Genomic DNA, 25,643 nt, shown 5'->3' on the forward strand with positions numbered 1-25,643 from the left:
CACCGGACCACCGCCGGTCGTCAGGGTCGCCGGAGCCGGACGGCGACGAAGGACGGCGACTGGCACAGCTTGTGGTAGGCCGCCTCGTCGACATCACGGAGACTGGGCACCGGGCGCGGTTCGACGAGCCGCTCCAGGCGCAAGCCGGCGTCCAGCAGCTCGCCCAGGAACGTCTCCAGCGTCATCCGTTGATAGTGGATCGACATCTGCCCGCCGGCCAGCGAAAGGTCCACCCAGTCGTCGGCGAAGTACGAGCCGCCGAAGTGTCGCCAGTCGGCGGTCGGGTGGGTCGTGGAGACCAGCAGCCACCCGCCCGGCCGGAGCACCCGTCGTAGCTCGCCGAGTAGCTGTCGCGTAGTGCCCGGCCCCGCAGCCGACGTCGAGGATTCGCTGCCCGGCGACGTCCCCGGCGAGGGCGACCATCGCGGGCCGGTCGACGTAGGCGTTGTACGGGCTCGTGTCGGCGTGTCGGGCGAAGTGGTCGCCGAGCTCGTCGTGGTAGGCGGTGCGGGCGGGCATCCGGACAGCATCCCCGTCGTGCGCCGTCCAATGCGAACTGTTTAGCCGCGCCCGGTTGCCGGGCTCCGGGAACTCCAAGGTGCCGTCGCGGACTTGATGCCACAGGTGCATCTTGATGCACCTGTGGCATCAGGCTCGACGGGTGGACCCGACCCGAAGAGGTGACGCTACGTGAATTTCTGGAAGCTGAACGGCGATGAAGCTGCCGTCAGTCGTCGACCCAGTCGAGGGTGCGGCTGACGGCCTTGCGCCACTGGGCGTACTCCCGGTCCCGGTGCGCCGACGACATCGCCGGCCGCCAGTGCGCGTCGGCCCGCCACTGGGCGCGCAGCGTGTCCAGGTCCGGCCAGAAGCCGACCGCCAGCCCGGCCGCGTACGCCGCCCCCAGGCAGGTGGTCTCGCTGACCGCCGGGCGGACCACCGGCACGTCGAGGACGTCGGCGAGGAACTGCATCAGCAGCCCGTTGGCGGTCATCCCGCCGTCGACCCGCAGCCGGCGCAGCGCCACGTCGGAGTCGGCGTTCATCGCGTCGACCACCTCACGGGTCTGCCAAGCCGACGCTTCCAGCACCGCGCGGGCCAGGTGTCCCTTGGTGATGTAGCCGGTCAGCCCGGTGACCACGCCCCGGGCGTCGGCCCGCCAGTGCGGGGCGAACAGTCCGGAGAACGCCGGCACGATGTAGCAGCCGCCGTTGTCGTCGACGCTGCGGGCCAGCTGCTCGATCTGCGCCGCGCTGGAGATCAGCCCCAGATTGTCGCGGAGCCACTGCACCAGCGAGCCGGTCACCGCGATCGCACCTTCGAGCGCGTAGTGCGCCGGGGCGTCACCGATCTGGTAGGCCACCGTGGTCAGCAGCCCGTGTTGCGAGGTGACCGCACTCGTACCGGTGTTGAGCAGTAGGAAGCTGCCGGTGCCGTAGGTGCATTTCGCCTCGCCGGGCTGGAAGCAGGTCTGCCCGAACAGCGCCGCCTGCTGGTCACCGAGCGCACTGGCGACCGGCACGCCGGCCAGCGCACCGCCAGCCACTGAGCTGTCCGCCGTACCGTAGATCGAGGCCGACGGGACGATCTGCGGCAGCATCGCGGCCGGAATGCCCGCCGCGGACCGGATCTCCTCGTCCCAGCGCAGCGTGCGCACGTCCATCAGCAGGGTACGGCTGGCGTTGGTGACGTCGGTGACGTGCCGGCCGGTGAGCTTCCAGATTAGCCAGGACTCCATCGTGCCGAACAGCACCTCGCCGCGTTCGGCCCGCTCACGCAGCCCGTCGACGTGTTCCAGCAGCCACATCGCCTTCGGCCCGGCGAAGTACGTGGCCAGTGGCAGCCCGGTGCGTTCCCGCAGCCGCTGCTCGCCGACGGCCGCGCCGAGCCGCTGCAGCTGCGGCCCGGTGCGGGTGTCCTGCCAGACGATCGCGTGGTGCACCGGGCGGCCGGTGGCCCGGTCCCACACCACGGTGGTCTCCCGCTGGTTGGTGATGCCGATCGCGGCGAGCTGGCCGGCACCAGCGCCGGCACCAACGCCGGCATCGGCCAGTGCCTGCCGGACCACCTGCTCGACGTTGGCCCAGATTTCCTCGGCGTCGTGCTCGACCCAGCCTGGCCGGGGGAAGATCTGCCGGTGCTCCCGCTGCGCCATGGCGACGATCGCGCCGTCCGCATCGAAGACGATGCACCGCGACGAGGTGGTGCCCTGGTCGATGGCGGCGACGTACCGCCCGGCGGTGGCCACGCTGGTCTGCTCCGTCATCGGGCCAGTATGGCCGTAGCCAGGGCCGGCATGGCCGCAGACATCGGTCCCCGTCGGGTCGGCCGGCGCTGGTAGCGTGCCGCCATGGCCTGGTTCGATCTTCCCCTCGATCAGCTGCGGCGCTACCAGCCTGAGCTGTCACCCCCGGCGGATCTGCGCGAGTTCTGGGACGAGACGCTGTCCGATGCCCGGTCGATGGCGGTGCCGCCGGTGGCGACCCCGGTGGAAACCGCGCTGCGCATGATCAACACGTACGACGTCAGCTTCACCGGCTTCGCCGGCCAGGAGATCAAAGGCTGGCTCAACGTGCCGTCGGGCGCCGCCGGGCCGCTGCCGGTCGTCGTCGAGTTCATCGGGTACGGCGGCGGCCGCGGCCGCCCACACGAGTGGCTGCTGTGGGCCTCGGCCGGCTTCGCCCACCTGGTCATGGACACCCGGGGCCAGGGCGGGTCGTGGCGCGGCGGGGACACCCCGGACGCCGGGCCGGACGGGTCCGGGCCGACCACGCCGGGCTACCTGACCCGGGGTGTGCTGGACCCGGCCGGCTACTACTACCGCCGGCTGATCACCGACGCGGCCCGAGCGGTGGAGATCGCCCCTGACCTGCCCGATGTCGACCGGTCCCGGATCGCCGTGGTCGGGACCAGCCAGGGCGGCGGGTTGGCGCTGGCCGCCGCCGCGCTCGCCGGGGACCGGGTCGGCGCGGTGGTGTCCCGGGTGCCGTTCCTGTGCCAGATCCGCCGCGCCGTCACGATCACCGACGCCGACCCGTACAACGAGCTGGTCCGGTTCTGCCGGATCCAACCGGAGCGGGCCGCGGCGGCGTTCACCACGGTCGACTACGTCGACGCCGCGCACCTGGTGCCGTGGGCCACCGCCCCGGCGCTGTTCAGCGCGGCGCTGATGGATCAGACCTGCCCGCCGTCGACAGTCTTCGCCGCCCACCACGCGTACGCCGGCCCGAAGGAGATCGAGGTGTACGAGTGGGACGGGCACGAGGGTGGCCGGGCGCACTTCGACCAGCTGTCGATCGAGTTCGTGCGCAAGCAGCTCGGCTGAGCCCGGCCGAGGGTCTCGCCGACTGCGCCCGTCCGGGGCTGACCTACCATCACCTGGTGCGTGACATCGCAGTGTTCAGTGGCAGCGCCCACCCCGAGCTGGCTGCGGAGATCTGCACCCACCTCGACGTGCCGCTGCACCCGGTGCGGGTGTCCCGGTTCGCCAACGACTGCCTGGAGGTGCAGCTGCAGGCGAACTGCCGCGAACGGGACGTGTTCCTGATCCAGCCGCTGGTGCCGCCGGTGCAGGAGCACCTGGTGGAGCTGCTGCTGATGCTCGACGCCGCCCGGGGCGCCTCCGCCGGCCGGATCACCGTGGTGCTACCGCACTACGCGTACGCCCGGTCGGACAAGAAGGACGCCCCACGGATCTCGATCGGTGCCCGACTCGTCGCCGACCTGCTGGTCTCCGCCGGTGCCGACCGGGTGCTCGCGATGACGCTGCATTCCCCGCAGGTGCACGGCTTCTTCAGCGTTCCCGTCGACCACCTGCACGCGCTGCGCGAGCTCGCTGCGCACTTCCACGACCAGGACCTGACCGACACCGTGGTCGTCTCACCCGACCTGGGCAACGCCAAGGAAGCCGCCGCCTTCGCCCGGATGCTCGGTCTGCCGGTCGCGGCCGGGGCCAAGCAGCGGTTCAGCGACGACCGGGTGCAGATCAGCGCGGTGATCGGCGACGTCGTCGACCGCGACGTGATCGTCCTCGACGACGAGATCGCCAAAGGCAGCACGGTGATCGAGCTGATCGACCACCTGCGGGAGCTGAAGGTCCGGTCGATCCGCATCGCCTGCACCCACGGGCTGTTCTCCAGCGGTGCGCTGGACCGACTCAGCGACCAGGACGGCGTGCTGGAGATCGTCTGCACGAACACGGTGCCGATTCCGGCCGCCAAACGGGTGCCGAAGCTGCAGGTGCTCTCCGTCGCGCCGGCGCTGGCCGAGGCGATGCGCCGGATTCACAACGGCGAGTCGGTCAGCGCCCTGTTCGGCTGACCGGATCGTCCACCCCGGCCCCGGACGCCGCAGTCTCGGACATCCCGGCCCCGGACGCCGCAGGGCCGGACAGTCCGAGGCTGATCCGTACCGTGGTGCCCTCCGGGCCGGTGGCGACTGCCATGGTGTCGGTCAACCGCTCGGTGAGCCACAGTCCCCAGCCGCCCGCCGTGTTCGGCGCCGGGCGGTCCCGGTTGCGCAGCCGGTCGGACCCGATGCCCTGCCCGTTGTCGGCGACCTCGCAGTTCATCGACTGTGTGTCACGCCACATCCGCAGCCAGCCCTGGCCGCCGCCGTGCCGGACCGCATTGGTGATCAGCTCGTTGACGGCCAGCACGAAATCGTCGAGCCGCTGGCCGCTCATCCCGGCCGAACTGGCGCACGATGCGACGTGATGTCGCAGGTCAGTGACCTGCGACCGGTCGAAGGCCTCGCTGAGCAGATCCATCGGGTCGATAGGCACGACCGTACGCGATGACGGGGGATCTGCGTCGGTCATGGCCCATCCGGCTGCTGATCGTCAGTGCTTTCGCGGCATTCTCACCCTACGTTGACCTGTGGGGAAATGCACATCGGTCCGGGCGTGTTAGGCCGACCAGCCCTCGCCGGCCGCTCGGCTGTGTGCCATCGTCGGCGGGTGCGGCAGAGCCCCGCCCCGGTAGGCACCCTGATCGTCCCGTTGTGGCGGGCTCTCGCGGTGTTCCGGTTCACCGCCCTCGGCTATGTGCTGGTGCTGTACGCGCGCAACGCCGCCGACTACGCCCATCCGCTCGTCGCCGTCCCGGTCCTGCTCGGCATGATCGCCTGGACGGTCGCCGCCAGCTGGGCGTACGCCCGGCCCCACCTGCGTCGCTGGCCGCTGCTCGCCGCCGACCTGTTCGTCGCGTTGGTCCCGCTGCTGGTCAGCCCGTGGATCATCGGGCGGCCCGCGTTGGCCGGCGGGGTGCCGACCATCGCGGTCGCCTGGCTCGCAGGTCCGGTGCTGGCCTGGGCGGTCGCCGGTGGCCGGCGCCTCGGGGCGACCGCCGCCCTGGTGCTGACCGCCGCCGACCTCGCGGTACGGGACCGGCTCAACGAGTCGTCGGTCACTCCCGGTGTGCTGATGCTGCTGGCCGGCATCGCCGTCGGGCACGTGGCCCGGCTGATCGGCGCGGCCGAGGACCGGTTGCAGCGGGCGGTCGAGCTGGAGGCGGCGACCCGGGAGCTGGCCGCCGCGACCCGGGAGCGGGAACGGCTGGCCCGCGACATCCACGACTCGGTGCTGCAGGTGCTGGCGATGGTCGCCCGGCGCGGGGCCGACCTCGACGGCGAGGCCGGTGAGCTGGCCCGGCTCGCCGGGGAGCAGGAGGCCGCGTTGCGGGCGCTGGTCACCAGCCGGGTCACCGTACCGCCGGACAAGCCCGCCGCGACGGCGGCGGACGGGCGGACAGCGGCCGACCCGCCGGCGGCGCTCGTCGCCGGGCCGGTCGACCTGCGGTCGGTGGTCAACGGGTACGCGTCGTCGCGGGTCTCGGTCGCCACCCCGGCCGAGCCGGTGCTACTGCCCGGTCGGCTCGCCGCCGAGCTGGGTGCGGCGCTCGGTGCCGCGGTCGACAACGCGGTGCGCCACGGCGGTCCGCAGGCGCGGGTGTGGGTGCTGGTCGAAGAGGAGCCGGACGCGGTTACCGTGTCGATCCGGGACGACGGGTGCGGCATCCGACCCGGTCGGCTGGCGGAGGCGGCCGCGCAGGGTCGACTCGGGGTGAGCCAGTCGATCGAGGGGCGCGTCGCCGAGATCGGCGGCACGGTACGGATCGTCTCGGAGCCCGGCGCGGGCACCGAGATCGAGCTGCGGGTGCCGAGCCCGGACACGACGGTGGAGGAGTACGGGTGACGGCAGGTGCGCCAGCGGATGCGGTGGATCCGATCCGGGTGATGGTGGTCGACGACCATCCGATGTGGCGGGAAGGGGTGGCCCGGGACCTGACCGAGGCCGGCCACGAGGTGGTCGCCACCACCGGGGAGGGGCGCCAGGCCGTGCGGATCTGCGCGGCGGCCCGACCTCAGGTGGTGGTGCTGGATCTGCAGTTGCCCGACATCTCCGGGGTGGAGGTGATCCGCGGCATGCTGGCCGAGCAGCCCGGCGTCCGGGTGTTGATGCTGTCGGCCAGCGGAGAACAGCAGAGCGTGCTCGACGCGGTCAAGGCCGGCGCGACCGGCTACCTGCTGAAGTCGGCCGGCCCGGCGGAGTTCCTCGACGCGGTCCGGCGGACCTCGACCGGGGAGGCCGTCTTCACGCCGGGACTGGCCGGACTGGTGCTCGGCGAGTACCGCCGGCTGGCCGCCGCCGCGCGGCCCGCCGGGGACGAGCCCCGGCTCACCGACCGGGAGACCGAGGTGCTGCGGCTGGTCGCCAAAGGGTTGTCGTACAAGCAGATCGCTGGCCGGCTGGGGCTGTCCCACCGGACGGTGCAGAACCACGTGCAGAACACCCTGGGCAAGCTGCAGCTGCACAACCGGGTGGAGCTCACCCGGTACGCGATCGAACGGGGCCTGGACGACTGACGGAACCGTCGCCAGCCGGCTGGCGACAGCTCCGTCAGCGCCCGATCGGGTGGTCCTCGGGCGACTCGGCCTCGTGGACCGCCAGTTCCTCGGCACTGGCCCCGCCACCGGCGGCTCCCGCGTCGGCAGCCACCGAGTCCGGTTCGTCGTCGGTGTGTGCTCCCTCGTCGGCTTCGACCAGCCGCCCCACCGTTCCGTTGTCCGCCCCACCGAGCCGACCGTGGTCGTAGAGCGAGACCGGTGAGTTCGGGTCCGAGTACGGGCCGGGGTCGAGCACGTCAGCGTCGCGTTGCGCCTGGGCGGCGGCCTGTTCGCTGTTGGCCTCGTCGCCGAGCGCCTGGTCGACCGGCCCACTGAGTGGATCGTCCACCGGCCTGCCCAGCGCCTCACGGGCGAGTTTGTAGTCCAACGACTCCCCGTCGAGCTGTTCCTGGGCGGTGTTGCCGAAGTGGTCCACCGCCACCGGCACGTCGCCCGGGATGCTCTCCGGGTCCGGACCGTCGGCCTCGCGGCCGCTGGCCACGTCGTCGTACGCGGTCGAGTCGTCGTCCGCGGTCTGCGGGATTCCTTCGGACTCCGGGTCGGAAACCGGCCGGGGGAAGTCGTCTGTACGCATGCCGTCCCATTACCCGGGTCGGTGGCGGTCACACACCTGGCCGGGGCGGGTCGGGGCGCCGGCGCGCCGGCGGCGGCGCGTCGTCACCGTCCGCGCCGGTCGGCACGGCCGGGTCGCCGACCGGTGCCGCCGGCGTCGCCGTGGTCCGACCGGCCGGCACCTGGTACGGGTGCGAGGCGGTGGTTGCAGATGATCCGCTCACCACGTCGGCGGCGAACTCCTCGTCCGCCGGCCGTCCCGGGTGGTACCCGAGGTCGGTCCCGGGCCGTTGACCGGCAGGCGCCACCGCTGGCCGTACCCGCACCGGGCCGGCGGCCGGCGGCTGGCCCGGTGCGGCTCCGGCCGTCGGCTGGTCCACGGCCGGCCCCGTCGTGACGTCGGTTCCGCCGGACCTGGTCCGGCTGCCGAGCAGGTAGCCGACCGCCACCCCGGCCAGCAGCAGGGCGAGCCGGGCCGGGCCGGTCGAACTGTCGTGCCGTCCCACTGTCAGTCTCCGTCCTGTGGATGGTCCGCCGGATCGATGGCCGCCCAGACGAGTTTGCCGCCGCGCAGCGGGGTACAGCCCCACCGCCGCGCCACCGATTCGACCAGCATCATGCCCCGACCGCCCAGCGCGTTCGGTGCCACCGGGACCGGCCCGGCCGGGGTGGGCAGGCCGTCCGAGCCGTCGCGCACCGACATCCGCAGCCGGCCGTCCCGGAGGCCGATCCGCACCGACATCGGCGTGCCGGCGTGCACCACCACGTTGTTCACCAGCTCGGTGAGCGCCACGGCGGCCGGATCGGCCAGCTGCGGCAGCCCCCACCGGCGGCAGCCCTCGGCGAGCAGCGCCCGTGCGGTCCGCGCCGCTCCGACGACCGGATCCAGCTCGGCGCTCAGTGGCGCGGCCGGCGGAGCGCCGTCGACCAGCGCCGCCGCCAGGGTGGTGTCGGGCAGTACGGTCAGCCCTGCCGCAGACCAGGCCCGGCCGGTGCCGGGTGGCGCGGCGCAGCAGACGAAGCCGCCGGCCGGCCACTCGGCGACCGTACGGGCGAGCTCGCCGAGCCGCAGCAACGCGGCGGGCGCGGCGTCGCGTACTGCGGAGACGTCCACCGCGACCGGGGCCGCCCGGTCGGCCAGGCAGTCCAGCAACGCTGCACGGACGTCGTCGACGGCGTGCCGGTCCAGCACCCCGACCAGCCGGATCACCGGATCGGTCGGGTCGCACTCCAGCACGCATCGCAGGTCGGTCGGCACGTTTCTCCTCCCGGCACCCCGTACCGGCCCGGCGACAAGGACATCGGGCCCGGTCCCATCAGGCCCGATCGTCAGCCGCCCCGACGTACCCGTTGGGCGGAAGCGGCTGCTCTGCGTCCCGGTCGCTGCCATGCGTACGGGTACCCCGATTTGGGCGTGTCATACCACCGGCGTGGTCGTCGTACTTCACCCGTGGATCTCACCCGAGGGTGGTGCTCGCCGGAACCGGAGGAATCCTCGTACCGCAGGGGTTAGAAAGAACCGCTAGCACCCGTGACGAGCAACGGAGGTGAAGATGCGCGTCGGTCTGGTGTCTGCCCACGATGGAGCTGCGATGGGTCACCCCGTACACCGTGACCTCGCACAGCGTGACCCCGGACGTCTCGACACCGCCGGGCAGCCGGTCACCGGCACCCGGCAGCACGTCGCCCGGCTCGCCACCGAACTGGCCGCTCTCGGCCACGACGTCCGGGTCTACCAGCGGCGGACCGGACCGGACGAGCCGGACGGCGAGTCGTCGTCCGGCTACCAGTTGGTCCGGGTGCCGGTCGGTCCGCCGACCAGGCTCGGCACCGCCGCACTGCTGGCCCACCTGCCGGAATTCGGGCGCTGGCTGGCGGGTCAGTGGGACGACGGGGAGTGGACGCCGGACGTGGTGCACGGGCACTTCTGGCCGGGTGGTCTCGCGGCCGCCAGCGCGGTCGGCCGCAGCCGGGTTCCGCTGGTGCAGACCTTCCACAGCATCGGTGGTCAACAGCAGCGGCAGTTGGGTCCGGGCTACCGGGGGCCGCGGCAACGGATCGCGCTCGAGCAGGCGCTGTGCCGGGTGGTCGACGCGGCCGTCGCGCAGTGCAACGAGGAGGTGGACGAACTGGCCCGGATGGGGCGGGACCGCGCGTCGGTCGCGATGATTCCCCCTGGGGTGGACACCGTTCGGTTCGCGCCGGACCCCACGCCGCCGGTCCGGCGGCGTCGCCGGCTGCTCGCCGTCGGCGACCTCACCCCCGGCTCCGGGCATGACGAGCTGATCGGCGCGCTCCGGTTGGTCGGCGACGTCGATGTGCTCATCGCCGGCGGGCCCGACCGGGCCGAGCTGGCCGGGCATCCGGAGGCGCGGCGGCTGCGGGAGGTGGCCACCCGGTACGGGGTGGCCGACCAGATCGAGCTGATCGGCGCGGTTCCGGCCGGGGAGATGCCGCAGCTGTACCGGTCGGTCGATGTGGTCGCCTGCACCAGCCGGTACGTGCCGGTGGGCACGGTGGCGTTGGAGGCGATGGCGTGCGGCGTGCCGGTGGTGGGGTACGCCCACGGCGGGGTGGCCGATTGCGTGGTGGACGCGGTGACCGGTCGGCTGGTGCCGCCTGGCGACGTCCGGGCGCTCGGCGTCGCGCTGCGGCGGCTGCTCGCCGATGAGGCCGAGCGGTTCGCGTACGGGCACGCGGCGGTCGACCGGGTCCGGTGCCGGTACGGCTGGGACCGGACCGCCGCCGCCATCGAACGGCTCTACCAGCGGGTGCTCGGGTCGCGCCACGGCGGCCCGGTGCCGGCGGGGTCGAGCGGCGTCGTCTCCGGGCAGTTGCCCGACGGCGATTCGGTCGAGCCGGTCGATGTGGAGATCGATCTGGCGGGGATCGAGGCGACCGCACCGGCGGAGGCCGCCGCCACGCCGATCCGGGCCGGCTGACCTGTGCTGTCGGTCCGGTCTGCCTGGCCCGGGCTACCGGCCCAGGCCGGCCGCGTGGTCTCGGGCGCGTGCTGGGTCGTCGCGTACCGGGTCAGACCGAGCACGGCGGCCAGCGTGATCAGGAAACCGACCGCGGCCAGCCACTCGCGTCCGGGCCAGATCTTGTCGTTGAGCAGCAGCAGGCCGACGATGGCGGCCGGGACCGCGCCCGCCGCGTCCATCGCCGCGATGGCGGCGGTGACCGAACCGCGCTGCATCGCCAGGCCGATCAGCCACTGACCGATGGCTGAGTGCACGATCAGCAGGTAGAGCAGTGGTTCGGTGACCAGGTCCCGGTAGCTGGCGGTGCCGGCGAGCGGCCGGGAGGCGACCGCGGCGGCGGAGAAAGCGAACCCGGCGAGCAGTCCGAGCAGGACGGCTGCGGCCGGGCCGTCCAGCCGGGCGGCCCCGGCACCGAGAGCGGAGATCAGCAGGCCGGCTAGGGCGATGACGGCCACCGCGCGGGGGCCGAGCGGGTGCGCCGACGCGGGTCGGGCGGCGACGACCAGCGCGGTGACTCCGACCAGCAGCAGCACCAGCAGGACCACCTCGGCGGCTGGCAGCCGCCAGCCCATGGTCAGCACCCCGAGCAGGGCGGTCACGCCGAGCGCGGCGGCCACGCTCGCCTGGACCAGGAACAGTGGCAGGTCCCGCCGGGCGAGGAAGGCCAGCACGAAGGCGAGGCACTGGCAGCCGAGGCCGATCAGGTACACCGGCTGCCGGGCGAGTCGCAGCAGCAGACCGGGGTCGAAGCAGCGGCGGACCGTGGTGCGGGCGGCGGCCACCGCCTGGAAGAGGTGTGCGACGCCGTACGTGGCGATCATCGCCGCGAGAAAACACCAACCGGTCGACGTCACCCGGCGAGGATAGACGGTCGCTCGATTCGCTCCATCTGAGACCGGCTGCGGTCAGCTGAGCCGGTGCAGCAGGTCGGAGTGCAGCCTGCCGTTGCTGGCCACGGCGCTGCCGCCGGCCGGGCCAGCCCGGCCGGTCAGATCGGTGAAGGTGCCACCCGCCTCGGTGACGATGGGAATCAACGCTGCCAGGTCCCACAGCGACAGCTCCGGTTCGACCATCGCGTCCACCGCGCCCTCGGCGACCAGCATGTAGCCGTAGAAGTCTCCGTAGGCCCGGCTGCGCCACACCGACCGCATGATGTCCAGCATGGCCGGTAGTCGCCCGGACTCCTCCCAACTGGTCAGCGAGGAGTAGCAGAAGCTGGCGTCGGCGAGGCGGCGGATCCCGGAGACCCGGATCGCGGTCGCGGCGGCTGTGTGTCGTCCTGCGTACGCTCCGTGACCGACTGCGGCCCACCAGCGTCGGCCCAGCGCCGGTGCCGAGACCAGGCCGACCACCGGCTGATCCCCTTCCATCAGGGCGATCAGCGTGGCCCACACCGGTACGCCCCGGATGAAGTTCTTGGTGCCGTCGATCGGATCGATCACCCACTGCCGGTTGCCGGGTCCCGCCGCCGCGACCGACGCGCCGAACTCCTCGCCCAGCACCCCGTCGCGGGGTCTGGTCCGGGCCAGGGTGGCGCGTAGCGCCTTCTCCACGGCGGTGTCCGCGTCGGAGACCGGCGTGAGATCCGGCTTCGCTTCGACCCGCAGGTCGAGCGCCCGGAAACGGGCCATCGACATCGAGTCCGCGGTGTCGGCGAGCAGATGGGCTAGGGAGAGATCGTCGGCGTACCGGGCCATGGCGGGAAAGGTATCTGATTACTCACCGCAATGGTCGGATGTCCTACCGCGCAAGGTTCGGCCGGCTCACTCGCGGGTCGCGGTACGGCCCGTCTCGGTGTCCCCGGACCGCGAGTCCAGCAGCCGTCGGTACGACGCCAGCCGGCGCGGATCGGCGTTGCCGGCCGCCACCCAGCCGCCCAGCCGGCACCGGTCGGCGTCGCCGGTGTGCTCGCAGTTCGGCGGGCAATCGAGGCTCCCCTCGACCAGGTCGGCGAAGCCGTGCAGCAGGCTCTCGGCCGACACGTGGGCCAGCCCGAAACTGCGTACGCCGGGCGTGTCGACGATCCATCCGGGATCGCCGGCCGGGACGACCCGCGCGTCGGCCCGAGTACCCACATCGGCATCGTCGGCCGGCGTGTCGGCACCGTCGGGCGACACGCCGGAGTACGGCAGCCGCAGGGCGACCGCGCTGGACGAGGTGTGCCGTCCCCGGCCGATCGCGCTGACCGTGCCGACCGCTCGCAACGCCTCCGGCACGAGCCGGTTGACCAGCGTGCTCTTGCCGACCCCGGAGTGCCCGACCAGCACCGAGAGCCGACCGGCCAGGCGGCGCCGCAGGTCGGTCAGGTCACCGCCGGGTCGGCACAGCACGTACTCCAGGTCGAGGTCCCGGTAGTAGTCGACAACCGGCGCCGGGTCGGCCAGGTCTGCCTTGGTCAGGCAGAGCAGTGGGTCGATCCCGGCGTCGTATGCGGCGACCAGGCAACGGTCGATGAACCCGGTCCGGGGCGGCGGGTCGGCCAACGCGCTGACGATCACCAGTTGGTCGGCGTTGGCGACGACCACCCGTTCCAGCCGACCTTCCGGCGTGCTCTCGTCGTCGTCGGCGGTACGGCGCAGCACCGAGGCCCGTTCGTCGATCCGGACGATCCGGGCGAGACTGCCGGCGTCACCCGAGACGTCGCCCACCAGCGCGACCCGGTCGCCCACCACCACCGCGCGCCGGCCGAGTTCCCGGGCCCGCATCGCGGTCACCACTGGAGGCGGGCCGGCGACCGGCTGGGTGGCCGGCGGGCCGGTGAGCACGCAGCCGTAGCGGCCCCGGTCGACCGTGACCACGAAACCGTCGACCGCGTCGTCGTGCGCCGGGCGGGTGCGGGTACGCGGCCGGGACGACCGGCGGGGTCGTACCCGCACGTCGTCCTCGTCGTACTCCCTGCGCCTGCCGGCCAGGATCGGCTCCTTCCCGTCGCGGTCAGTTTCCTGCCGCCACCGCCGACCATAGTGCCGGAAATTCCGGCAGCGTCTTGGCCGTGCACGCGACGTCGGTCAACTCGACGCCCGGCACCGCCAGCCCGAGCACGGCGGCGGCGTGCGCCATCCGGTGGTCGTCGTAGGTGCGGAACACCGCGCCGTGCAGCGGTTCGGGGGCGATCTCCAGCCCGTCGGGCAGCTCGGTCACCGCGGCACCGAGCCCGGTCAACTCGGCGGCGAGCGCGGCCAGCCGGTCGGTCTCGTGTCCACGGATGTGGGCGACGCCGGTCAGCCGCGACGGCGCGTCGGCGAGTGCGGCGAGTGCGGCGATCACCGGGGTGAACTCGCTGACCTGGCGCAGGTCGACGGTGACGCCGTGCACCGTGCCGGTGCCCCGTACGGTCAGCCCGTCGGCGTCGACCGTGACCGAGCCGCCGAGCTGCTCGATCAGCTCGATCAGCAGGCCTACCGGCTGGGCGCTCTGCGCCGGCCAGTCGGCCAGCGTGACCGTGCCGCCGGTGACCAGCGCGGCGGCGAAGAAGGGCAGCGCGCCGGACAGGTCGGGCTCGATCGGCCAGTCCCGCCCGCGCAGTTCGCCCGGCTCGACCCGCCAGGTCTGTGGCACCGAGTCGTCCACCACCGCGCCGGCGGCGCGCAGCATTTCGACGGTCATCCGGATGTGCGGGGCGGACGGCAGCACCGCTCCGGTGTGCCGGACCAGCACCCCGCCGGTGAACCGGGGCGCGGCCAGCAGCAGCCCGGAGACGAACTGGCTGGACTTCGAGGCGTCGACGTCGACCTCGCCGCCGGCGACCTGCCCGGTGCCGTGCACGGTGATCGGCAGGCCGCTGGTCGGTGCGGCGTCGATGCGCAGCCCGAGGTGGCGCAGACCGTCGAGCAGCGGGCCGAGCGGGCGGGCCCGGGCCTGCGGGTCGCCGTCGAAGGTGACCGGGCCGTCGGCCAGCCCGGCCACCGCCGGAAGGAACCGCATGATGGTGCCGGCAAGGCCGACGTCGACGTGCGTCGGGCCATGCAGTGCGGCCGGGACGACCGGCCAGCGCTGCGCGGAGCCGGTGTCGATCCCGGTCCCCATCGCGGCCAGGCCGGCGGCCATCAGCGTGGTGTCCCGGGCCCGGAGCGGGCGGACGACGCCGCCGGGGGTGGTGCCGAGCGCACTCAGCACCAGGGCGCGGGCGGTCATCGACTTCGAGCCGGGCAGTCGGAGGGTGGACCGGACCGGACCGGCGGCGCGGGGTGCGGTCCACGGTTGGTGCAGCGGGACGCTGCTCAGTTCAGGCACCCGTACAGTGTGCCAACCCCGCCGGGCCGACCAACTAGCCTGGGCACCATGTGTGGGCGGTACGCGACCACGCGCAGCGCGGCGGATCTCTCCGCGTTGTTCGAGGCGCTGGACGACACGGGCGGCCCGCTGGCGGCCGACTACAACGCGGCACCCACCGATCCGGTGCCCATCGTGCGGTTGTCCCGGGGCGACCGGGCCGGCCAGCCGCAGCCGCGCGCCGATCCGGCGGCCGCCCGCCGGGTGGTGAGCGTTGCCCGGTGGGGCCTGGTACCGCCGTGGGCGGCCGACCCCCGGATCGGCGCGCGGATGATCAACGCGCGGTCGGAGACGGTCGCGACCAGTAGGGCGTTCGCGCCGTCGTTCGCCCGCCGTCGCTGCCTGGTGCCGGCCGACGGCTGGTACGAGTGGGTACGCCCGCCCGGTGCCCGGCGCGGCGGCGGGCAGCCGTACTTCATGACCCCGGTCGACAGCCGGGTACTGGCGTTCGCCGGTCTCTGGTCGGTATGGGGCCGGGCCGAGCCAATGATCACGAGCAGTGTGCTTACCACTGCGGCGGTCGGGCCGTTCGCCGAGGTTCATGATCGAATGCCGCTGTTGCTGCCGGAGGACCGCTGGGCCGAATGGCTCGATCCGGACGTGGACGGCACCGCCCTGTTGGCTGCGCCGGATGACAATTACCTGGACCTCATCGAGATTCGGCCGGTGGGCACAGCGGTCGGCAACGTCCGCAACAACGCCGCTGAACTGGTGCAACGGGTCGCTCCGGGGGGCGGGTCGGGGCCGGCTGGTCCGACGGCGCAGCCGGAGCTCTTCTGACCCTGCGGATGGTACCGCTCCCACACTCGGCGGCGGCACCAGGGTCCCGCGTTCGGTGATCGGCCGACTACGCAGGTGGAGGTTTGCCAGTGTTGGGACCGAATCGCCAGACGTATTTTCCCCAGAATCGATGCAGGCCCTTGTCTGCGCCTGCCGAAGTGCGATAGAAACCAGCGCCGAGAGTGGATTCCGATTCGCCGCAGATGAACGATGTTGATCAATGTCTAAGTTCCCACGGGGGAGGTGGGTAATGACACGGGCGCGAATGCCCCGTCCACACGAGGTCGCTGCCGCGCGCCGCGACCCCAGGCTGCTCACAGCGATGGCGGAACGCCGCCTCGACGAGGCCTGGCGGACTCATGGGGTCTGTCAGAGCGTCGACCCGGAGACGTTCTTTCCCGCGCCGAGCGAACCGGCCGACGCGGCAGTCGCGCTCTGCCGTACCTGTCCGGTCCAGGGGCCGTGCCTGGCCTGGGCGCTCGACGCCGGGGACAGCCACGGCGTCTGGGGGGCGACGACCCCACGGGAACGCCGGGCGATGCAGGTGGCCTGGCGGGACTCCGGTGGTCCGGATCCCGGTCCGGTCGACGAAGCCGGCCCCCCGGTCCGCGACCGGTTGCTCACCCTGGTGCCGCTGAGCTGATTGGGGCGTTGCCAGGCGGGTACGCCCGGCGACCACGGCACAATGGTCCGGTGAAGCGAAGCCACCCGGACCAGCCGGAGGCGGTGGACCCGGGCGGGCCGGTGGGCCGGGGCGAGCCGGCCGACCCGGGCGCAACCGTGGGCCCGAGCGTCGACCGGCGGTCGGTGCCGACGCCGCGCGGGACCGCCTGGGTCGACCTGACGGTCCCGCCGGTGCCCCCGGCTGGTCTGCTGGTGCTCGGGCACGGTGCCGGCGGCGACGTGACCGCCGCCGACCTGTCCGCAGTGCGCTCGGCGGCGTCCCGGGCAGCGGTTGCGGTGGCCCTGGTGACCCAGCCGTACCGGGTCGCCGGTCGGCGGGCTCCCGCGCCGGCCCACCACCTGGACGAGGCCTGGCGTGCCGTGGTCACCGAGGTGGTCGCCGGGCTCACCCCCGCGCCACCGCTGATCGTCGGCGGACGGTCCAGCGGGGCGCGGGTGGCCTGTCGTACGGCTGCGGCGGTGCACGCCGACGCGGTCGTCGCCCTCGCCTTCCCGCTGCATCCGCCCGGTCGTCCGGAGCGGACCCGGGCGGACGAGCTCGACACCGGTCGGCCGACCCTGGTGGTGAACGGCGACCGCGACCCGTTCGGGGTGCCGGACCCGGCGGCTGGCCGAGACGTGGTGGTCCGGCCGGGTGAACGGCACGATCTGCGGGTCGACCCTGCCGGCACGGCCGACGTGGTGGTCGACTGGCTGGTCCGGCACGGCTGGGCGGGCCGGTGACCGCACGGCCGGGCCGTGTCCGGCGCCCGGTACCCGTCGTTGCATCGGGTGTCCGCGACGCCGAGCCGGCGTCCGGAGCGCCGCGGTGGCGACACCGCCGCGGGAACTCCCAGGCCCTTCCCGGTTCCGGAGCCCGTCACCGGGTTCCGGGGCCGGGACGGGTTGGAATGCGCTACCACCCGGCCCGCGTTACTACCCCGGGAGCTAAGTCTCGATGAAGGGGTGGAGAACCGGTGCGCATCCACATACGCGGCGCGACGCAGCCCGCGGGCCAGCCCGACGGTGGCCGTCGACTGCGGGACGCCTTCGAATGGTCACCCGAATTTCGGACCCTGGAAGGGCTTGCCGCGCCGGGGCCGTCCCGACCCCTCGGACCGGTCCGGCCGGCGTCAGCCGCGCGGCGGGTCGGTGAGCCCGCCCCGCGTTGGACGGGTCAGCCTGCCACACAACCGGTGAGTACGGGCACACCTGGTCGAACCGCGACGGCCGGCCAGCCTTTGCGCGTATCCTCGGCGGGACAGTCGAGGGGGGACGAGCGGTTGACCCGATCAGAGCGGACAGACGAGCGGCGCGCGCGGTTCGAGCGTGACGCGTTACCCTTCGTCGATCAGTTGTACGCGGCCGGGCTGCGGATGACCCGCAACCCGGCCGACGCCGAGGACCTGGTGCAGGAGACGTACCTGAAGGCGTTCTCCGCCTTCCACCAGTTCGAGGAGGGCACCAACCTCAAGGCCTGGCTCTACCGCATCCTGACGAACACGTACATCAACTCCTACCGTCGGCGGCAGCGCCAGCCGGTGCAGGCGCCGACTGAGGAGATCACCGACTGGCAGCTCGCCGCCGCCGAGTCGCACACCTCCAGCGGACTGAAATCGGCCGAGACCGAGGCGCTGGAGCGGTTGCCGGACAGCGACATCAAGCAGGCCCTGCAGCAGCTGCCGGAGGATTTCCGGCTCGCCGTCTACCTTGCCGACGTCGAAGGCTTCTCCTACAAGGAGATCGCGGACATCATGGGGACTCCGATCGGGACGGTCATGTCCCGGTTGCACCGCGGGCGGCGCAATCTGCGCGGGATGCTGGAGCGCTACGCCACCGATCGCGGCCTCAACCGGGTCCGCTCGACCAAGCCCGCCGCGGCCGGCCAGGAGGTGTGACGATCGTGCAAGGCGGTGACTCGTTCGACCAGGACTGCCGTCAGGTACTCGCCGAGGTCTACCTCTACCTGGACCTGGAGTGTGCCGAGGAGCGGCGGGAACTCATCCGGCACCATCTCGACGAGTGCTCCCCGTGCCTGCGGGAGTACGGCATCGAGCAGGAGGTCAAGGCGCTCGTCGCGCGTTGCTGTGGCAACGAGACGGCACCGGCCGAGCTGCGGGACCGGCTGCGCGCCAAGCTCAGCGAGTTCGTCTTCGACGCGGACTCGCGGGAGTACCTGCCGGACTGACCCTGCTGCGGGCCGCCGGCCGGGTGGCCCGACCGGCGACCCACGGCATCAGGAGTTGGGGCGCTTGCCGTGGTTGGCGGCGCTCTTCTTACGTGCCTTCTTCTTACGGGCCTTCTTGGCCATCTGTCCTCCCGTCGGACGGTGTCTCCCGTAGACCGGGAGCTGACCCGTTGATGCTAGGCGGGTCCGACGAGCGGCATGCGCGACGGGCACGTCATCGGATACCTTTCGGATGTCGCGCAACCGGCACATGCGGGACGGGCCGGTGGTTACGGGACGGGCCGGCCGATGGGCCGGCGCGAGGGACGGGGCCGCCCGGCGAGCCGGGCGTACGGAGGAGGGCCGGCCGATGGCCGAAGAGATCCGGGCCGAGATGGTGGCCAACGTCTGGAAGGTGGTGGCCGCCGCCGGCGACACCGTTTCCGACGGCGACACCCTGGTGATACTGGAGTCGATGAAGATGGAGATCCCGGTGGTCGCCGAGTCCGACGGGGTGGTGCAGAAGCTCGCCGTCGACGAGGGCGACGTGGTCCAGGAAGGCGACCTGATCGCGGTCATCGAATAGGTTCTTGCGGACCGGTCGACGGGGGATCAGGCTCGGCCCAGCAGCCGACGGATCAGACCGGGCCGGCGCTGGCGCGGGACCCGCGCTGACCGGCCGGCGATCCGGCGTGCCGTGCTGGCGGTGTCCGGGTCCAGCTCCGGGGTCGCCAGGGCCAGGTGGGCCAACGACCAAAGGATCGGCACGGTTCGGTGCCCGGCGACCTCCACCGCGTCGGCGAGCCGCTCCGCCACCACCCGGGCCACGTCCGGGCGTACCGCCGGATCCACCCAGGCGGCGGTGACCAGGGCGAACAGCGCGGCCTCGGCGGCCCAGTCCTCGACACCCCAGGCCACGTCGACGAGCACCCGGCGCCGGGTCGAGTCGGGCCAGGGTTCGTCGGTGCGGTGGTGCAGCATGCCCAGGCAGGCCCACACCTGCACGCACCGCAGCCAGCCGGCCGGGTCGGTGCCGGCGGGATCCGCTGGCGGCGGTGGGTGCACCAGCAGGCCGAGCAGGTCGTCCGCGTCGAGGGTGGCCAGGATCACCGCGCTGTCGTACGCCGCCGGCGGGTGGTGCCAGACAGGCTGGGCGATCTGCCGGATCCGCTCGCACGCCTGCGGCGACGGGTGGTCCAGCGCCGGGTCGGCCTGCCAGCCGGCGTAGCGCCAGAGCTGCCGTACCGAAGTGCGGCGTGGCTGACGGGGATCCGGTGTCGGAGTCCGCTCCACGGTGACCGGTAGTCCGGGCAGGGCCGTGCCGAGCAGCCGCATCGCGCTGGGCGGCTCCGGCTGGCGCAGCGACAGCCGGCTCGGCACCAGGCCACGGGTGAGCGCCCGTTCGAGAGTGGCGACCACCGGACCACCGGCCGCCGGCAGCCGGGCCAGCCAGGGCCGGTCGTGACAGCACTCAGCCAGGTCGTGGTGTTCGTGCGAGTCGTCCGGGTGGTCCCGCTGGAAGTCCGCCAGGGCGATCAGGTGGCGCAGGTCACCGTCCCGCCGGTAGCGCAGCCGGTACGCGGTGTGCACCGCGCAGTCGAAGGTGGGGTTGCGGGCCAGCGCCCGCTCGATCCAGTCGATTGCCTCGTCGAGGCGCCCCACGTCGGCGAGGGTGCCGGCGATGTCGGCGTAGATGGACAGGTCGTCCGGGTCGTGGGCGCTCGCCCGGCGGAGGGCGGCGATCGCCGCGCCGGTGCGCCCGGCGCTGCGGTACGCGTACCCGAGCCACACCTCGGCCAGCTTGGACGGCTCGGCGCGGACCCCTTGGGTCGCCCAGTCCAGCGCGGTGGTGATCTCCCCGAGCCGGCGGGCCAGCGCCGAACTGGCGCCGAGCAGCAGGCCGTGGTCCGGGTGTGCGGCGGTGGCGTGCCCGGCGAGCCGCAGATACGGCAGCAGGGGCGGCCGGTCGGCGGTGGGGACCGGGTCGGGCACGCTGGCGCAGATCTGCATCAGCACGATGGCGATCTGGTCCGGGTCGAGCCGGGCCGGCAGGTCCTCGGCACCCACCCAGGGCACCCCGGCCCAGTCCACGGTCGGCGCGTGCCCGGTCGCGGCGGCCAGCAGTTCGAGCCCTTCGCCGGCCCGGCCGGCGGCGGCCAGCAGATGCGCCCGGGCCACCACGGCGCCGATGAAGACCTGCTCGTCCAGCGGGAACAGGTCGAGCCCGCCGCCGGTGCGCGTGGCCAGCCGGGTGAGCATCTCGTGCACCTCGGGCAGGGTCGGCGCGTGTGTGATCGCACCGGCGACGTGGTCGGCGGCGTGCCGGTAGTCACCCTCGTCGAGTGCCATCCGGGCCAGTGCCAGCTCGCCCTCGGCGGCCAGCCGCGGGTCGTGCAATCCCTCGGACACGTTCTTCCGATCCTCGTAGCCGATCGTCCCCCCTGGCTCCGGCAGCCTAGGGCACGAAGCGCCAAACGTCGTACCCCTGCGCATTGCTGCTCGCTTCATTGCGTAAGCCAGCCGAAAAGTGCAAGAATGATCACCGCTCAAGCTGAATCGCGCAGACAGGGAGGCGTCGTGACGCAGCGGAAGCCGGTGGCGGACCAGACCGGGACGGCTGACCGGGCAGCTGACGGGGCAGGTGCCGCCCGCCCCGGCGCCGGGATGGCCGCTGACATCGCCGAACAGCCGGCCGGCTACGCCCGGCTGCTGCAGCCGGCGTACGCCGAGCCGATCGCCGAGGTGGCGGCGGCGATCGCCGGCCGCCGCCCACGCCACGTGGTGTTCACCGCCCGGGGCACCTCCGACCACGCCGCGCTGTACGCCGCGTACCTGAGCGAAATCAGGCTCGGGCTGCCCGCCGGGCTGGCCTCACCGAGCGCCGTGACCCTCTTCGGCGCCCGCCCCGACCTGCGGGACGCGCTCGTCGTCGGGGTCAGCCAGAGCGGCGGCTCACCGGACCTCGCCGAGGTGCTGGCGGTGGCCCGGGAGCAGGGCGCGCTGACCGTGGCGGTGACCAACACCCCCGAATCGCCGCTGGCCGCCGCCGCCGAGCTCACTGTCGACATCGCCGCCGGCCACGAGCGGGCGGTCGCCGCCACCAAGACGTACACCGCCGAGCTGCTCGCCCTGCTGATGCTGGTCGAGGGGATTCGGGCCGGCGACGGGGTGCTGCCGCCCGACCAGCGGGCTGCCCTCGACGCCCTGCCCGCGCTCGCCGACCGGGTGCTGGCCGATCCCACTGCCGCCGAGCTGGCCCCGCGCTACCGGTTCGCCGCCCGGCTGGTCACCACCGGGCGCGGGTACGGCTACCCGACCGCGCGGGAGACCGCCCTGAAACTGATGGAGACGTCGTACCTGCCGGCGCTCGCCTTCTCCGGAGCCGACCTGCTGCACGGCCCGCTGGCGATGACCGACCCCGACGTGCCGGTGCTCGCCGTGGTCGGCTCCGGGCCCGGCGGCACCGCCATGCGCGACGTGCTGCGCCGGCTCGGTGAGCGGCGGGCCGACGTACTCGCCATCGGGGCCGGGGCCGGCGCCATCGGGACCGGCCCGACCGGTCCGGCTGCGGTGACCGGTCCGGCCGCGGTGATCGGGGTGCCCGACGTCGACGAGCGGTACGCGCCGCTGCTGGACATCCTGCCCGCGCAGCAGCTGGCCCTGGCCCTCGCGCTGGCCCGGGGCGAGGACCCGGACGCGCCCCGTGGGCTGGCCAAGGTCACCTCCACCCGGTGACGGCTGTGCCCGCCCCGCCGCCGCATGGCAGGCTACGAGGGTGTCCACGCTGCGTGATCTCGTCGAGGAGCACACCTCCCTCGGGCCGGTCGACATCGACCACCTGCACCGGCTCGCCGGGGAGTGGCAGCTGCTCTCCGACCTGTCCTTCGCCGACCTGCTGCTCTGGGTGCCGGTCGACGCCGACAGCTCGTTCCTGTGCGTGGCCCAGGTCCGGCCCACCACGGCGCCGACCGCGTACCAGGACGACCAGGTCGGGCGGACGGTGGACGGCCCGGAGGTGGCGCACCTGACCATCGCGTACGACCAGGGTCGGATCTGGCGCGAGGGCGACCCCGTCTGGTACGGCAACACGCCGGCCCGGCACGAGGCGATGCCGGTCCGGATGCGCCCGACCGTCGGGGAGACCGGGCGGGTGATCGCGGTGGTCGGCCGGGACACCAACCTGTCCACCGCCCGCACCCCCAGCCAGCTCGAACTGAACTACCTGACCACCGCCGACGACCTCGCCCAGATGGTCGCCGACGGCACCTTCCCGCCAGCCCGGCACCCGGGCGAGACCACCTCGGCGCCCCGGGTCGGTGACGGGCTGATCCGGCTGGACGCCAGCGGCAAGACCACGTACGCCAGCCCGAACGCCCAGTCGGCGTTTCGCCGGCTCGGCTTCTCCGCACACCTGGTGGGTGAGGACCTCGCCGCGCTGTGCCACCGGCTCGCCGACGACCCGCTGGAGGGCACCGACGCAGCCAACCGGATCCTGGCCGCGCTGCGCGGCGAGGCGCCGGCCCGCAAGGAGATCGAGGCCCGTGGCGCCACCATGCTCACCCGGGCGCTGCCGTTGATGCCGGCCGGTGTGCCGATCGGTGCGTTGGTGCTGGTCCGCGACATCACCGAGGTACGTCGTCGGGACCGAGCGCTGATCACCAAGGACGCCACCATCCGGGAGATCCACCACCGGGTGAAGAACAACCTGCAGACGGTGGCGGCGCTGCTGCGGCTGCAGGCACGTCGGGTGGAGCAGCCGGCGGCGCGGGCGGCTCTGGAGGAGTCGGTACGCCGGGTCGCGTCGATCGCCCTGGTGCACGAGACCCTCGCCATGTCCAGCGACGAGGCGGTCGAGTTCGACGGCATCCTGGACCGGGTGGCCAGCGCCGCCACCGAAGTGGCCGCCACCGAGGTCGAGGTGGTCATGCGCAGGGAGGGCACGTTCGGCGTACTGCCGGCGGAGATCGCCACCTCGCTGGTGATGGTGCTCAACGAGCTGCTGCTCAACGCGGTCGAGCACGGCTTCCCGCCGGCCGGCGAGGGCGGCGGAGCGTCGCAGCCGGCCGCCGAGGTGGTGGTGACGGTGCACCGGTTCCGCAAGCAGTTGCACGTGACGGTGGTCGACAACGGCCAGGGACTGCCGGCGGAGTTCGACGCGACCGCGGGCGGCCGGCTCGGCCTGCAGATCGTGCGGGCCCTGGCCACCGGCGAGCTGCGCGGCACCATCGAGCTGCGCAACCGGGCGGGCGGCGGCACCGAGGCGGTGCTGGTGGTCCCGCTGGCCCGCAGGTGACTCCCTGACCCCGCCGGCCGCAGGTGAGCCGGCCCACAGCCCGCCCGTCATGTGGGACGTCGGCTACGGTGCGCTGGTCTGACCGGTACGGATGTGGCAACATTCGTGCCATGACCGCTGCCGTTGAGCGCCGCTTCGTGGCCCGCCGCCACGTCGATTACGGTCGCGTCCGCAGCGCCATCTGTCCGGCTAACTGAGGCACGCCCGACCTTTTTGTGTTCCGGGCGGCATTCCGCGCCGGCCTTCCTTCTGGCCCCGTCGTCGATGACGGCGCAGGTGCCCGTGCCGCCCACCGAGATCGACCCGCAGACACGGAGGACGCCGCGATGGCGCGCAGCAGCACCCCGACCCGACCCGGCCGCCGGCGTGGCGAGGGACAGTGGGCGCTCGGGCACCGCGAGCCGCTCAACCCCAACGAGCGGACCAAGAAGGACGACGATCCGCTCAACGTCCGGGCCCGGATCGAGAACATCTACGCCCACCGGGGCTTCGCCTCGATCGACCCGGCCGACCTGCGCGGCCGGTTCCGCTGGTGGGGCCTGTACACCCAGCGCAAGGCGGGCATCGACGGCGGGCGCACCGCCGTGCTGGAGCCGCACGAGCTGGAGGACGAGTACTTCATGCTCCGGGTGCGCATCGACGGCGGCCAGCTGAACCTGGCCCAGTTGCGCACCATCGCCGACATTTCGCAGCGGTACGCCCGGGGCACCGCCGACGTCACCGACCGGCAGAACATCCAGCTGCACTGGATCAGGGTCGAGGACATGCCGGCGATCTGGAAGGCCCTGGAGGACGTCGGGCTGGAGACCACCGAGGCGTGCGGCGACTGCCCCCGGATCGTGCTCGGCAGCCCGGTCGCCGGCGTCGCCGCCGCCGAGAAGATCGACCCCACCCCGGCGATCGACGAGATCGTCCGCCGGTACGTGGGCAGCAAGGAGTTCTCCAACCTGCCCCGCAAGTTCAAGTCCTCGATCTCCTGGCTGGCCGACACACCGTACGAGGTCAACGACATCTCGTTCGTCGGCGTCGACCACCCCGACCACGGCCCTGGGTTCGACCTGTGGGTCGGCGGTGGGCTGTCCACCAACCCGATGATCGCCCAGCGGCTCGGCGTCTGGGTGCCGCTGGCCGAGGTGCCCGACGTGTGGGCCGGCGTGGTCGGCATCTTCCGCGACTACGGCTACCGCCGGCTGCGGCACCGCGCCCGGCTGAAGTTCCTGGTCGCCGACTGGGGCACCGAGAAGTTCCGCGAGGTACTGGAAAAGGAGTACCTCGGCCGGACCCTGCTGGACGGGCCGGCTCCGGAGCTGCCGGCCAAGCCGCTGGACCACATCGGGGTGCACCCCCAGGCCGACGGCCGCCGCTACGTCGGAGTCGCCCCGGTGGTCGGGCGGGTCTCCGGCGGCCAGCTCGCCGCCCTGGCCGACCTGGCCGCCGAGCACGGCTCGGACCGGGTACGGCTCACCCCGTACCAGAAACTGCTGGTGCTCGACATCGCGCCGGACCGGGTCGAGTCGCTGGTCACCGGGATGCGCACGATCGGCCTGGAGGCCCGGCCGTCCACCTGGCGGCGCGGCACGATGGCCTGCACCGGGATCGAGTTCTGCAAGCTGGCCATCGTCGAGACCAAGCGGCGTGGCGAGGAGCTGGTGGCTCACCTGGAGCAGCGGCTGGCCTCGGCCGGTCTCGCTGAGGACGCCGACATCTCGATCCACATCAACGGCTGCCCGAACGCCTGCGCCCGTACCCAGGTTGCCGACATCGGGCTCAAGGGCCAGCTGGTCGTCGGGCCGGACGGCCAGCAGGTCGAGGGTTACCAGATCCATCTCGGCGGGGGCCTGGGCATGGCCCAGGGGCAGACCGCCGGCTTCGGGCGCAAGGTACGGGGTCTCAAGACCACCGCCGACGAGCTGCCCGAGTACGTCGAACGCGTGGTCCGCCGCTACCTGGCCGGTCGTACCGACGGCGAGCGGTTCGCCAGCTGGGTCGTCCGGGCCGATGAGGAGGAGTTGCGATGAACGAGCGA

General features: G+C 73.1%; 25 protein-coding genes and 1 pseudogene. 14 read left to right on the forward strand and 12 right to left on the reverse strand.

All coding sequences use genetic code 11. The annotated features are described in order from the left end of the window. Positions 1-20 precede the first annotated feature (20 nt). A complete protein-coding gene (locus tag O7610_RS28770) occupies positions 21-326 on the reverse strand; it encodes a hypothetical protein (RefSeq protein ID WP_281553476.1) in 306 nt (101 codons plus the stop codon). A gap of 401 nt (positions 327-727) precedes the next feature. Then, positions 728-2,266, reverse strand: coding sequence for a glycerol kinase GlpK (glpK, locus tag O7610_RS28775; protein WP_281553478.1), 1,539 nt, complete (start codon positions 2,264-2,266; stop codon positions 728-730). An 84-nt stretch (positions 2,267-2,350) separates the two neighbouring features. Here glpK and O7610_RS28780 point away from each other — a divergent pair, with 84 nt between their 5' ends. Together O7610_RS28780 and O7610_RS28785 are read left to right on the forward strand one after the other, a co-directional pair. Further along, entirely contained in the window at positions 2,351-3,325 is a 975-nt protein-coding gene (locus O7610_RS28780) for an acetylxylan esterase (RefSeq protein WP_281553479.1), read from the forward strand. Between the two features lie 56 nt (positions 3,326-3,381). Continuing rightward, positions 3,382-4,320, forward strand: a complete 939-nt coding sequence (locus O7610_RS28785) for a ribose-phosphate diphosphokinase (RefSeq protein ID WP_281553480.1) — start codon at positions 3,382-3,384, stop codon at positions 4,318-4,320. Here O7610_RS28785 and O7610_RS28790 read toward each other — a convergent pair. Further along, entirely contained in the window at positions 4,301-4,819 is a 519-nt protein-coding gene (locus O7610_RS28790) for an ATP-binding protein (protein WP_281553481.1), read from the reverse strand. The genes O7610_RS28785 and O7610_RS28790 overlap by 20 nt on opposite strands. Before the next feature lie 138 nt (positions 4,820-4,957). Here O7610_RS28790 and macS point away from each other — a divergent pair, with 138 nt between their 5' ends. Continuing rightward, positions 4,958-6,193, forward strand: a complete 1,236-nt coding sequence (gene macS, locus O7610_RS28795; protein WP_281553482.1) for a MacS family sensor histidine kinase — start codon at positions 4,958-4,960, stop codon at positions 6,191-6,193. 41 nt (positions 6,194-6,234) lie between these two features. Continuing rightward, positions 6,235-6,864: a response regulator gene (locus O7610_RS28800; RefSeq protein WP_289213709.1), complete on the forward strand. Its 630-nt coding sequence runs from the start codon at positions 6,235-6,237 to the stop codon at positions 6,862-6,864. Positions 6,865-6,898: 34 nt separating this feature from the next. On the opposite strand, the gene O7610_RS28805 is transcribed toward O7610_RS28800, so the two are convergent. The 3 genes from O7610_RS28805 to O7610_RS28815 are packed head-to-tail and all read right to left on the reverse strand — an operon-like array spanning position 6,899 to position 8,716. Next, positions 6,899-7,480, reverse strand: a complete 582-nt coding sequence (locus tag O7610_RS28805) for a DUF5709 domain-containing protein (protein ID WP_281553483.1) — start codon at positions 7,478-7,480, stop codon at positions 6,899-6,901. Positions 7,481-7,508: 28 nt separating this feature from the next. Next, the gene (locus O7610_RS28810) at positions 7,509-7,964 is read right to left on the reverse strand and encodes a hypothetical protein (protein ID WP_289212285.1); all 456 of its coding nucleotides are present in this window, start codon (positions 7,962-7,964) and stop codon (positions 7,509-7,511) included. Positions 7,965-7,966: 2 nt separating this feature from the next. Next, the gene (locus O7610_RS28815) at positions 7,967-8,716 is read right to left on the reverse strand and encodes an ATP-binding protein (RefSeq protein ID WP_281553485.1); all 750 of its coding nucleotides are present in this window, start codon (positions 8,714-8,716) and stop codon (positions 7,967-7,969) included. A gap of 295 nt (positions 8,717-9,011) precedes the next feature. On the opposite strand from O7610_RS28815, the pseudogene O7610_RS28820 reads away from it, so the two are divergent. Further along, positions 9,012-10,244, forward strand: a pseudogene (locus tag O7610_RS28820) (glycosyltransferase); the annotation flags it as partial. On the opposite strand, the gene O7610_RS28825 reads toward O7610_RS28820, so the two are convergent. The 4 genes from O7610_RS28825 to aroA all read right to left on the reverse strand — a co-directional run bounded on the left by O7610_RS28825 (position 10,220) and on the right by aroA (position 14,675). Then, positions 10,220-11,263, reverse strand: a complete 1,044-nt coding sequence (locus tag O7610_RS28825; protein WP_475049187.1) for a hypothetical protein — start codon at positions 11,261-11,263, stop codon at positions 10,220-10,222. The pseudogene O7610_RS28820 and the gene O7610_RS28825 overlap by 25 nt on opposite strands. An 84-nt stretch (positions 11,264-11,347) precedes the next feature. Continuing rightward, the gene (hisN, locus tag O7610_RS28830) at positions 11,348-12,139 is read right to left on the reverse strand and encodes a histidinol-phosphatase (protein WP_281553487.1); all 792 of its coding nucleotides are present in this window, start codon (positions 12,137-12,139) and stop codon (positions 11,348-11,350) included. A gap of 66 nt (positions 12,140-12,205) precedes the next feature. Further along, the gene (gene rsgA, locus O7610_RS28835) at positions 12,206-13,354 is read right to left on the reverse strand and encodes a ribosome small subunit-dependent GTPase A (RefSeq protein ID WP_281555453.1); all 1,149 of its coding nucleotides are present in this window, start codon (positions 13,352-13,354) and stop codon (positions 12,206-12,208) included. A 22-nt stretch (positions 13,355-13,376) separates the two neighbouring features. Beyond that, a complete protein-coding gene (gene aroA, locus O7610_RS28840) occupies positions 13,377-14,675 on the reverse strand; it encodes a 3-phosphoshikimate 1-carboxyvinyltransferase (RefSeq protein ID WP_281553488.1) in 1,299 nt (432 codons plus the stop codon). Between the two features lie 48 nt (positions 14,676-14,723). On the opposite strand from aroA, the gene O7610_RS28845 reads away from it, so the two are divergent. The 5 genes from O7610_RS28845 to rsrA all read left to right on the forward strand — a co-directional run bounded on the left by O7610_RS28845 (position 14,724) and on the right by rsrA (position 18,345). Further along, on the forward strand, positions 14,724-15,494 hold the full coding sequence (locus tag O7610_RS28845) for an SOS response-associated peptidase (RefSeq protein ID WP_289212287.1): 771 nt from the start codon (positions 14,724-14,726) through the stop codon (positions 15,492-15,494). A gap of 250 nt (positions 15,495-15,744) precedes the next feature. Beyond that, complete coding sequence (locus tag O7610_RS28850) at positions 15,745-16,137, forward strand: WhiB family transcriptional regulator (RefSeq protein ID WP_281553490.1); 393 nt, start codon at positions 15,745-15,747, stop codon at positions 16,135-16,137. A 137-nt stretch (positions 16,138-16,274) separates the two neighbouring features. Further along, the gene (locus O7610_RS28855) at positions 16,275-16,901 is read left to right on the forward strand and encodes an alpha/beta hydrolase family protein (RefSeq protein ID WP_281555454.1); all 627 of its coding nucleotides are present in this window, start codon (positions 16,275-16,277) and stop codon (positions 16,899-16,901) included. A gap of 332 nt (positions 16,902-17,233) precedes the next feature. Continuing rightward, a complete protein-coding gene (locus O7610_RS28860) occupies positions 17,234-18,055 on the forward strand; it encodes a sigma-70 family RNA polymerase sigma factor (protein WP_348650132.1) in 822 nt (273 codons plus the stop codon). Between the two features lie 5 nt (positions 18,056-18,060). After that, positions 18,061-18,345 (forward strand): mycothiol system anti-sigma-R factor, encoded by a 285-nt coding sequence (gene rsrA / locus O7610_RS28865; RefSeq protein ID WP_123607142.1) that lies wholly within the window; start codon positions 18,061-18,063, stop codon positions 18,343-18,345. Between the two features lie 48 nt (positions 18,346-18,393). On the opposite strand, the gene O7610_RS30945 is transcribed toward rsrA, so the two are convergent. Beyond that, complete coding sequence (locus tag O7610_RS30945) at positions 18,394-18,468, reverse strand: 50S ribosomal protein bL37 (RefSeq protein WP_370461611.1); 75 nt, start codon at positions 18,466-18,468, stop codon at positions 18,394-18,396. A gap of 226 nt (positions 18,469-18,694) precedes the next feature. On the opposite strand from O7610_RS30945, the gene O7610_RS28870 reads away from it, so the two are divergent. After that, the gene (locus tag O7610_RS28870; protein WP_123605236.1) at positions 18,695-18,910 is read left to right on the forward strand and encodes a biotin/lipoyl-binding carrier protein; all 216 of its coding nucleotides are present in this window, start codon (positions 18,695-18,697) and stop codon (positions 18,908-18,910) included. 26 nt (positions 18,911-18,936) lie between these two features. Here O7610_RS28870 and O7610_RS28875 read toward each other — a convergent pair whose 3' ends face one another. Further along, on the reverse strand, positions 18,937-20,673 hold the full coding sequence (locus tag O7610_RS28875; RefSeq protein WP_281555455.1) for a tetratricopeptide repeat protein: 1,737 nt from the start codon (positions 20,671-20,673) through the stop codon (positions 18,937-18,939). 315 nt (positions 20,674-20,988) lie between these two features. Here O7610_RS28875 and O7610_RS28880 point away from each other — a divergent pair, with 315 nt between their 5' ends. The 3 genes from O7610_RS28880 (at position 20,989) to O7610_RS28890 (ending at position 25,635) form a co-directional block, all read left to right on the forward strand. After that, on the forward strand, positions 20,989-22,059 hold the full coding sequence (locus tag O7610_RS28880; RefSeq protein WP_281567485.1) for an SIS domain-containing protein: 1,071 nt from the start codon (positions 20,989-20,991) through the stop codon (positions 22,057-22,059). A gap of 40 nt (positions 22,060-22,099) precedes the next feature. Continuing rightward, the gene (locus O7610_RS28885) at positions 22,100-23,617 is read left to right on the forward strand and encodes a sensor histidine kinase (protein WP_281553491.1); all 1,518 of its coding nucleotides are present in this window, start codon (positions 22,100-22,102) and stop codon (positions 23,615-23,617) included. A gap of 326 nt (positions 23,618-23,943) precedes the next feature. Further along, complete coding sequence (locus tag O7610_RS28890; protein WP_281553492.1) at positions 23,944-25,635, forward strand: nitrite/sulfite reductase; 1,692 nt, start codon at positions 23,944-23,946, stop codon at positions 25,633-25,635. Positions 25,636-25,643 lie beyond the last annotated feature (8 nt).

Origin of the sequence: Solwaraspora sp. WMMA2065, assembly GCF_030345075.1 — a bacterium.
In the GTDB taxonomy this organism is placed as follows: Bacteria; Actinomycetota; Actinomycetes; order Mycobacteriales; family Micromonosporaceae; genus Micromonospora_E.

Bases quoted from the DNA above. Each gene is read 5' to 3' on its own strand.
- O7610_RS28790 (WP_281553481.1), bottom strand. From the start codon at position 4,819: ATGACCGACGCAGATCCCCCGTCATCGCGTACGGTCGTGCCTATCGAC.
- O7610_RS28890 (WP_281553492.1), top strand. From the start codon at position 23,944: ATGGCGCGCAGCAGCACCCCGACCCGACCCGGCCGCCGGCGTGGCGAG.
- hisN (WP_281553487.1), bottom strand. From the start codon at position 12,139: ATGGCCCGGTACGCCGACGATCTCTCCCTAGCCCATCTGCTCGCCGAC.
- O7610_RS28880 (WP_281567485.1), top strand. From the start codon at position 20,989: ATGGCCGCTGACATCGCCGAACAGCCGGCCGGCTACGCCCGGCTGCTG.
- O7610_RS28870 (WP_123605236.1), top strand. From the start codon at position 18,695: ATGGCCGAAGAGATCCGGGCCGAGATGGTGGCCAACGTCTGGAAGGTG.
- O7610_RS28825 (WP_475049187.1), bottom strand. From the start codon at position 11,263: ATGATCGCCACGTACGGCGTCGCACACCTCTTCCAGGCGGTGGCCGCC.
- O7610_RS28845 (WP_289212287.1), top strand. From the start codon at position 14,724: ATGTGTGGGCGGTACGCGACCACGCGCAGCGCGGCGGATCTCTCCGCG.
- O7610_RS28800 (WP_289213709.1), top strand. From the start codon at position 6,235: ATGGTGGTCGACGACCATCCGATGTGGCGGGAAGGGGTGGCCCGGGAC.
- O7610_RS28875 (WP_281555455.1), bottom strand. From the start codon at position 20,673: ATGGCACTCGACGAGGGTGACTACCGGCACGCCGCCGACCACGTCGCC.
- O7610_RS28850 (WP_281553490.1), top strand. From the start codon at position 15,745: ATGACACGGGCGCGAATGCCCCGTCCACACGAGGTCGCTGCCGCGCGC.
- O7610_RS28805 (WP_281553483.1), bottom strand. From the start codon at position 7,480: ATGCGTACAGACGACTTCCCCCGGCCGGTTTCCGACCCGGAGTCCGAA.
- glpK (WP_281553478.1), bottom strand. From the start codon at position 2,266: ATGACGGAGCAGACCAGCGTGGCCACCGCCGGGCGGTACGTCGCCGCC.
- O7610_RS28780 (WP_281553479.1), top strand. From the start codon at position 2,351: ATGGCCTGGTTCGATCTTCCCCTCGATCAGCTGCGGCGCTACCAGCCT.